Origin of the sequence: Actinokineospora xionganensis, assembly GCF_014323725.1 — a bacterium.
GTDB classification, from domain to species: domain Bacteria; phylum Actinomycetota; class Actinomycetes; order Mycobacteriales; family Pseudonocardiaceae; genus Actinokineospora; species Actinokineospora xionganensis.
Genome location: NZ_JABVED010000042.1, coordinates 1 through 6,275 on the forward strand (window position 1 = coordinate 1; position 6,275 = coordinate 6,275).

A 6,275-nucleotide genomic window follows, 5' to 3' on the forward strand; every position below is an offset into this window, starting at 1 on the left:
ATGCCGCCGGTGTCGAAGGTGATGCCCTTGCCGACCAGCACGACGTGCGGACCGGTCGCGCCCTTCGGGTTCCAGGACAGCTCCAGCAGCCGCGGCGGCCGCTCGGACCCGCCGCCCACGGCCAGGACGCCGCCGAAACCATTGCTCGTGAGCCAGCGCTCATCGCGGATCTCCGCGCCGAGTCCCGCCACCTTGCCCGCGGCCTTGGCCGCGGTCTTGACCAGCCAGGCCGGGTCTTTGACATTGGACGGCGCGTTGGCGAGGTCACGGGCGAACGAGGTCGCCGCGGCCAGCACGGCGGACCGCCTGGCCGCGGCGTCGATCTCGTCGCGGCGCCCGCCGTCGGGGACCACCAGCCGCAGGCCGCGCACGCGCGGCTTGGGCTCCTCGGCGGTCACCTTGAACTTGTAGCCACCCAGCACGACGCCACGGACGAACTCCGCGACCTCGTCGGTGCCCGCGTCCGCGGGCAACTCGACCTGCAGGCCGCGGTCGGCCGCCGACTTCGCACCGTCCAGTTTGGCCTCGGCCGAGCGCACCAGCGCCGCGCCCGCCGAGCGCCACTGCGCCGACTCGCCGTCCCCCAGGCCGAGCACCCAGCGCACACCGGAGTCGGCCGGACCGGCCTGGGCCTCACCGGCCGCCCCGGTGAACGCCACGAGCTCGGCCCACGCCTCGGGCAGTCTGTCCCCGCCAGGGCCGAACTCCGGCGGACCGTCGGCCGACGTGCGGCTGAGCACTACGAGCGGCACCCCCTTGCGGGGGCTCGCGGTCACCTCCACGTCGGGCAGCGTCGTCGGCAAGGTCGGCACCGGCGTGGACAAACATTCCTCCGTGCAGTGGGTATGGCTCAGGGTTGGTGAATAAAGGACAGATCAGCCCGCGGCGACCTTGAGCGCGTCGCCCAGGTCGCTGGCCTCCTCGGGCGTCATCTCGACCACGAGGCGTCCACCGCCCTCCAGTGGGACGCGCATCACGATGCCCCGACCCTCCTTAGTCACCTCGAGGGGACCGTCTCCGGTCCGGGGCTTCATGGCCGCCATAGCGTGCTCCCTCCGTCATAGCTCGCCCACCCGACCAAATGAATCGGCCGAGTCGGTGACATTCTCCCCTATCCGGTCTCACCGGTGAAATCGAACCGATCATCGCGTGTCGGCTGACAGGCCAAGATGGTCCCCGAGCCCGGTGGCGCACCGGCCTCGGGGACTGACAGACTCCCTCGTCGTGCGCGCACGTTCGGCCCTGTTCGACGTCTACGGCGGTTACCTGCGAGGTCGCGGGGGCGCCGCGGCCATCGCCGCCCTGGTCCGTCTCCTCGAACCGCTGGACTTCGGCGCGCCCGCGATCCGGACCGCCGTGTCCCGCATGGTGCGACAGGGCTGGCTGGTCCCGGTGCGGCTGCCCGAGGGCCCCGGCTACGCGCTGACCCCGCGCGCGGAACGCAGGCTCGACGAGGCCGCGGCCCGCATCTACCGCACCGGCCCGTCTACTTGGGACGGACGCTGGCACGTCGTGGTGCTCGAGGAACTGCCCAGCCGGGTCGCGCGGGAGCGGCTCGCGTCGTCGCTGCGACTGCTCGGCTACGGCCCGCTGGGCCCGGCGACGTGGGTGGCGCCGCGGCCGTCGCCGGAACTGGCCGACGTGCTGGCCGACGTGCCCGCGCGGGTCTTCCACGGCGCCCACGACGGCGCCGACGCGGAGTTGGCCGCCACGGCCTGGGACCTCGACGAGCTGGGCGCGGACTACACGGGGTTCGTCGCGATGTGGGAGCCGGTCATGGCCGCGGTCGACGGCTCGGTGCCCGCGGAGGCGTTCGCCGCGTCACAGCGGCTACTGCACTCGTGGCGCAAATTCCTCTTCCGCGACCCGGGACTTCCCGCCGAACTGCTGCCGGAGAACTGGCCGGGCCGCGCGGCGGCGGAGTTCTTCGACCGGCACACCGCCCGCCTTGCTCCGGCTGTGACAAAGTTCCTCGACGACTGCCTGACCCGAGGTGGTAAGCAGAGGTCCACCGCTTAATCGCAGGAAGGTAGGGGCTGTGTCGAAGCCGTTGTTGATCGAGGACCAGGCCGGTGTTCGGACGCTCACCCTCAACCGCCCGGACGCGTTCAACTCGCTGACCGTCGAGCTCAAGGAAGACCTGCTCGCCGCCTTGGAGGACGCCGCGGCCGACGACTCGGTGCGCGCGGTCGTCCTGACCGGCGCGGGCAAGGCGTTCTGCGCGGGCCAGGACCTCAAGGAGCACATGGCGCTGCTGGCCGCCGGGGACCCGGCGCCGCTGTCGACCGTGGACAAGCACTACAACCCGATCGTCTCGGCGATCACCGGCCTGCCCAAGCCGATCATCGCCGCGGTCAACGGCATGGCCGCGGGCGCGGGCGCCTCCTTCGCCTACGCCTGCGACCTGCGGATCACCGCGTCGACGGCGAAGTTCCTGATGGCCTTCGCCAACGTCGGCCTGACCGCCGACTCGGGCGCGGCGTGGACGCTGCCCAGGCTGATCGGCTACGGCCGGGCCATGGAGATGATGCTGCTCGCCAAGCCGGTCGACGCCGAGGAGGCGCTGCGGATCGGCATGGTCACCCAGGTCGTGGCGCCGGAGGACGTGCTGGGCACCGCGCAGGCACTCGCCGCCACGATGGCGGCGGGCCCGACGACGGCCTACGCGAAGATCAAGGAAGCGATGCTCGCGTCGGCGGGCGGGCCGCTGGCCGAGGGGCTCGCGGTCGAGGGCCGCACCCAGGCCGAGGCGGGCGCGACCAGCGACCACAAGGAAGCTGTCGACGCCTTCGTGGCCAAGCGCAAGCCGACCTTCACCGGGAAGTAGCGCGCAGGCAGGTCTTCAGCGGGAAGTGGCGCGCCAGCAGGTCTCGATGTGGTCGTCGACCATGCCCGTGGCCTGCATCAACGCGTAGCAGGTGGTCGGTCCGACGAACGCGAAGCCGCGCCGCTTGAGGTCCTTCGCCATCGCCTTCGACTCCGCCGTGACGGCGGGGACGTCGGCGATGGTGGCGGGCCTCGGGCGGTCGGCCGTCGGGGCGAAGGACCACAGCAGGTCGTCGAGCGGCGTGTCGAGGTCGAGGATCGCCCGGGCGTTACGGATGGTGGCCTCGATCTTCATCCGGTTGCGCACGATCGAGGCGTCGGCCATCAGCCGCTCGACGTCGGCATCGGTGAACGCGGCGACCTTCTCCGGGACGAAGCCCTCGAACGCGGCACGGAAGCCCTCGCGCTTGCGCAGGATGGTGATCCACGAGAGGCCGGACTGGAAGGCCTCCAGGCTGACCCGCTCGAAGAGCTCGTCGCGGCCGCGCAGGGCGACGCCCCACTCGGTGTCGTGGTATTCGGCGTAGTCGGGGGTGCTGTCGCCCCAGGGGCAGCGGACTCGGTCGGTCATCGTGCCTGCGCGAATCGCGCGAAGCGGCGCAGCGAGTAGCGGATGCCCGCGCGGAAAGCGGGGCCGACGACCTTCCAGCCGAGGCCGATCACCGGGCCCGCTTCGAGGCGCTCGTGCCAGACGAAGGTCGACCCGACGCCGCGGGGGCGGACCTCGAACAGGCCGGTCCCCCGCACGAACGTGCCCGTGTGCCGGACCGCGCAGCGGGTGGGCGGGTCCCAGGCCGTGATTTCCATGGTGTCAGTGAACCCGAGGGGACCGACACCGGTGAACGCCGAGAGCCGGGAGCCCTCGCTCCTGCCGTCGCCCGCGGTGACGTCGACGTGGGTGCCGAGCATCCACTCGCCCTGCCGGGCCCAGTCGGTGATCGCGGCCCAGGTCGTCTCGGGCGACGCGGCGACGCCGACCTCCTCGGTGACCTCGATGATCATGCGTCGCTGTCCGCCTGCTGTTGGGCTTCGAGTTCGGCCACCCGGGCCCGCAGGTCGTCGAGTTCGTCGCCCACGCGGCGCAGGACCCAGTCGACCTCGGTCATCTTGTAGCCGCGCAGCACGAGCTGGAAGCGCACGGACCGCAGGTCGTCGCCGGTGACGCCGGTGGCGGGCAGGCGGGTCGGCGAGGCCCCCGGCGGCAGTGCGGGCAGTTCCTCCCCGCGGCCGAAGACGACGGAGGCGAGCAGGAACACCACCGCCGCGACGAGCATCATCACGACGAGGTAGAGGAGCGCGGTGGTCACCCCGCGATCGTGTCACGACCTCGGGGGACACACCACTAGGTCGCGTGTTCCAGGACGTGCTGTCCACACCCGCCCACGTTATCCACAGGCGCCCGCGAATCCGCCCGCCGCCAGCCCTGCGCCGATAGACTGGACCAGGGCAGGCCCCCAGGGTGGGTGGGGTTTTGGTTCCGACAGGGGCGGTTTCGCTCGGCACAGGACTCCGCCATGATCGCCGGGGCAAATTGTGTTGCGGGCCGCCGCCCGGGTCGGAAACGCTGCTCCAATGCGCGAGATCGAGGTACGGCAGGTCGGTGCCGACGACTGGGCGGACATCCGGGCGATCCGCCTCGCCGCGCTCACCGCCGACCCGTCGGCCTTCGGCGCGACCCTCGACAGCGAACTCGGCTACGACGAGGAGCGGTGGCGCTCTTGGCCCGAGAGCTGCGGTGTCTTCCTCGGCAGGCTCGACGGCGAGCCCGTCGCCATCGCGGGCGGGCAGCCGGATCGCGACGAGGTGAAACTGATCTCGGTCTGGGCGCGTCCAAGCGTGCGCGGCACCGGGGCGGGTGCGGCCGTGGTGCGGGCGGTGATCGACTGGGCGGCGGACAGGCGAATGACGGCGTGGGCGGTGGAGGGCAACGAGCGGGCGCTGGGTCTCTACCGCAAGCTCGGTTTCATGCCCACGGGACGCGACCGGGCGCACCCGAAGGACAGCGCGGTGCGGGAAGTCGAGTTGGACCGGCGATGAGCGAGATCGAGGTACGCCGGGCCACCGGCGACGACTGGTCCGAGCTGCGCGCGGTGCGGGTCGCGGCGTTGACCGACACCCCGTGGGCCTTCGCCGCGGTCCTCGACGACGAACTGGCCTTCGACGAGGCGCGATGGCGTTCGTGGATCGGCCGCGACGCCTTGTTCCTCGGCAGGCTCGACGGCGAGCCGGTCGCGATCGCGGGCGGCACACCGGATTGCGATGACGTGGAACTGATCGCGGTCTGGGCGCGTCCGAGCGTGCGCGGCACCGGGGCGGGCGCGGCCGTGGTGCGGGCGGTGATCGACTGGGCGCGTGGGCGGCGGGCCGGGCGGGTCACCGCGTGGGCCCTGGACGGCAACGACCGGGCGTTCGGGCTCTACCGCAGGCTCGGGTTTGTCCCGACGGGCCGCGACGACGCACACCCGCACGATCCGGCGCTGCGGGAGCTGGAAGTCGCGCTACCGCTGGCGTGAGTCACGGGGCGGCGGGGTTCGCGGTGGTCGGCGCCATGTGCGCGGGCTGCGGGCCGGACAGCTTCGTGACGACGTTGACGATGAAGAAGATCGGCCGCGAACCCGGCAGTGTCACCCGGTTCTGCTCGTCGACCATCTTGTAGTCGACCTTGCAGATGCCGGGCTCCGACCCGGCGATCACGATCGCGGTGATCTTGACCCGGTCCCCCGGCGGCGTGGTGCCGATCGGCACCCGCTCGGGCGCCTGGCAGCCGCCGACGGAGTTCTCGCGGCGCATGGCGCGGCCCTGCCACAGCACCGATCCGCCGTTCTCGATCTCCCAGATCTTGGTGAAGGTCTCGTTGACCACGACCTCCGCGCCGTCGGGCACGGTCACGTCGGTGATGAACCGGCTGAAGTCGCCGGAATACAGTGGATCGTAAGGTGTCGCGCTGAAGTAGTTGACCGCGAATCCGGCGACGAGCGCCGCGACGACGATCCCGACGGCGACCGCGATTTTCCCGCGCGTCCACCAACTCCGTTTGGTCGTCACCTCATTCACCACTCGCGTGACTTCTTCGCGCAGTGGCACAATGGCTTCGTCAGGCGATAACTCGGTTTTCACCGCGACCCATTTGACCCGCCATTCCCGTTCGTCGCCACCGCATACGCGGACGAACTCGCGGGTCGTCTCCCACGACGGGAACCGGCTGCCGCCCGCGGCCTCATGCAGCGTCGTGTGGGAGATCACCCCGGACGATCCGGCCATCTTGCGGAACGACGGGGTGCCCACCGCCTCCCGCAGATCCCTTAACTCCGAGGCGAAACCAGCGATCAGATACCGGCGCGTATCCCTGTCAGCCGCTTGTTCAGGCACGATCACCGACCCCCTGTCAGATCTGTTGTAAGGGCTTGTCAGAGCGCGTAAGCGGCTACCGGACAGGCCCAGCGGCGGCC

At 71.3% G+C, this 6,275-nt stretch carries 9 protein-coding genes and 1 pseudogene; 4 read left to right on the forward strand and 6 right to left on the reverse strand.

Annotated features, from left to right (window positions below; genetic code table 11):
- A pseudogene (locus tag GPZ80_RS31625) lies at window positions 1-824 on the reverse strand (peptidase M17); the annotation flags it as partial.
- Between the two features lie 51 nt (window positions 825-875).
- Window positions 876-1,043, reverse strand: coding sequence for a DUF3117 domain-containing protein (locus GPZ80_RS31630; RefSeq protein ID WP_091378352.1), 168 nt, complete (start codon window positions 1,041-1,043; stop codon window positions 876-878).
- Between the two features lie 181 nt (window positions 1,044-1,224).
- On the opposite strand from GPZ80_RS31630, the gene GPZ80_RS31635 reads away from it, so the two are divergent.
- Together GPZ80_RS31635 and GPZ80_RS31640 are read left to right on the forward strand one after the other, a co-directional pair.
- The gene (locus GPZ80_RS31635) at window positions 1,225-2,019 is read left to right on the forward strand and encodes a PaaX family transcriptional regulator (protein WP_187224777.1); all 795 of its coding nucleotides are present in this window, start codon (window positions 1,225-1,227) and stop codon (window positions 2,017-2,019) included.
- A 19-nt stretch (window positions 2,020-2,038) separates the two neighbouring features.
- Window positions 2,039-2,827 carry an enoyl-CoA hydratase-related protein gene (locus GPZ80_RS31640; protein WP_187224778.1) on the forward strand — a complete coding sequence of 263 codons (789 nt, stop codon included), beginning with the start codon at window positions 2,039-2,041 and terminating at the stop codon, window positions 2,825-2,827.
- Window positions 2,828-2,842: 15 nt separating this feature from the next.
- Here GPZ80_RS31640 and GPZ80_RS31645 read toward each other — a convergent pair whose 3' ends face one another.
- From GPZ80_RS31645 to GPZ80_RS31655, 3 genes are read right to left on the reverse strand one after another with little or no spacing between them, the layout of a single operon-like run.
- Window positions 2,843-3,397, reverse strand: a complete 555-nt coding sequence (locus GPZ80_RS31645) for a DNA-3-methyladenine glycosylase I (protein WP_187224779.1) — start codon at window positions 3,395-3,397, stop codon at window positions 2,843-2,845.
- Window positions 3,394-3,825: an SRPBCC family protein gene (locus GPZ80_RS31650; protein WP_376771800.1), complete on the reverse strand. Its 432-nt coding sequence runs from the start codon at window positions 3,823-3,825 to the stop codon at window positions 3,394-3,396. The genes GPZ80_RS31645 and GPZ80_RS31650 overlap by 4 nt, the downstream gene beginning before the upstream one ends.
- Window positions 3,825-4,133: a DivIVA domain-containing protein gene (locus tag GPZ80_RS31655; protein WP_187224781.1), complete on the reverse strand. Its 309-nt coding sequence runs from the start codon at window positions 4,131-4,133 to the stop codon at window positions 3,825-3,827. Before GPZ80_RS31655 ends, GPZ80_RS31650 begins: the two co-directional genes overlap by 1 nt.
- Window positions 4,134-4,398: 265 nt before the next feature.
- Between GPZ80_RS31655 and GPZ80_RS31660 the strand changes: the two genes are divergently transcribed.
- On the forward strand, window positions 4,399-4,863 hold the full coding sequence (locus tag GPZ80_RS31660) for a GNAT family N-acetyltransferase (protein ID WP_187224782.1): 465 nt from the start codon (window positions 4,399-4,401) through the stop codon (window positions 4,861-4,863).
- On the forward strand, window positions 4,860-5,339 hold the full coding sequence (locus GPZ80_RS31665) for a GNAT family N-acetyltransferase (protein ID WP_187224783.1): 480 nt from the start codon (window positions 4,860-4,862) through the stop codon (window positions 5,337-5,339). The genes GPZ80_RS31660 and GPZ80_RS31665 overlap by 4 nt, the downstream gene beginning before the upstream one ends.
- Window position 5,340: 1 nt before the next feature.
- Here GPZ80_RS31665 and GPZ80_RS31670 read toward each other — a convergent pair whose 3' ends face one another.
- Window positions 5,341-6,111, reverse strand: a complete 771-nt coding sequence (locus GPZ80_RS31670; protein WP_187224784.1) for an NBR1-Ig-like domain-containing protein — start codon at window positions 6,109-6,111, stop codon at window positions 5,341-5,343.
- Window positions 6,112-6,275: the final 164 nt, after the last annotated feature.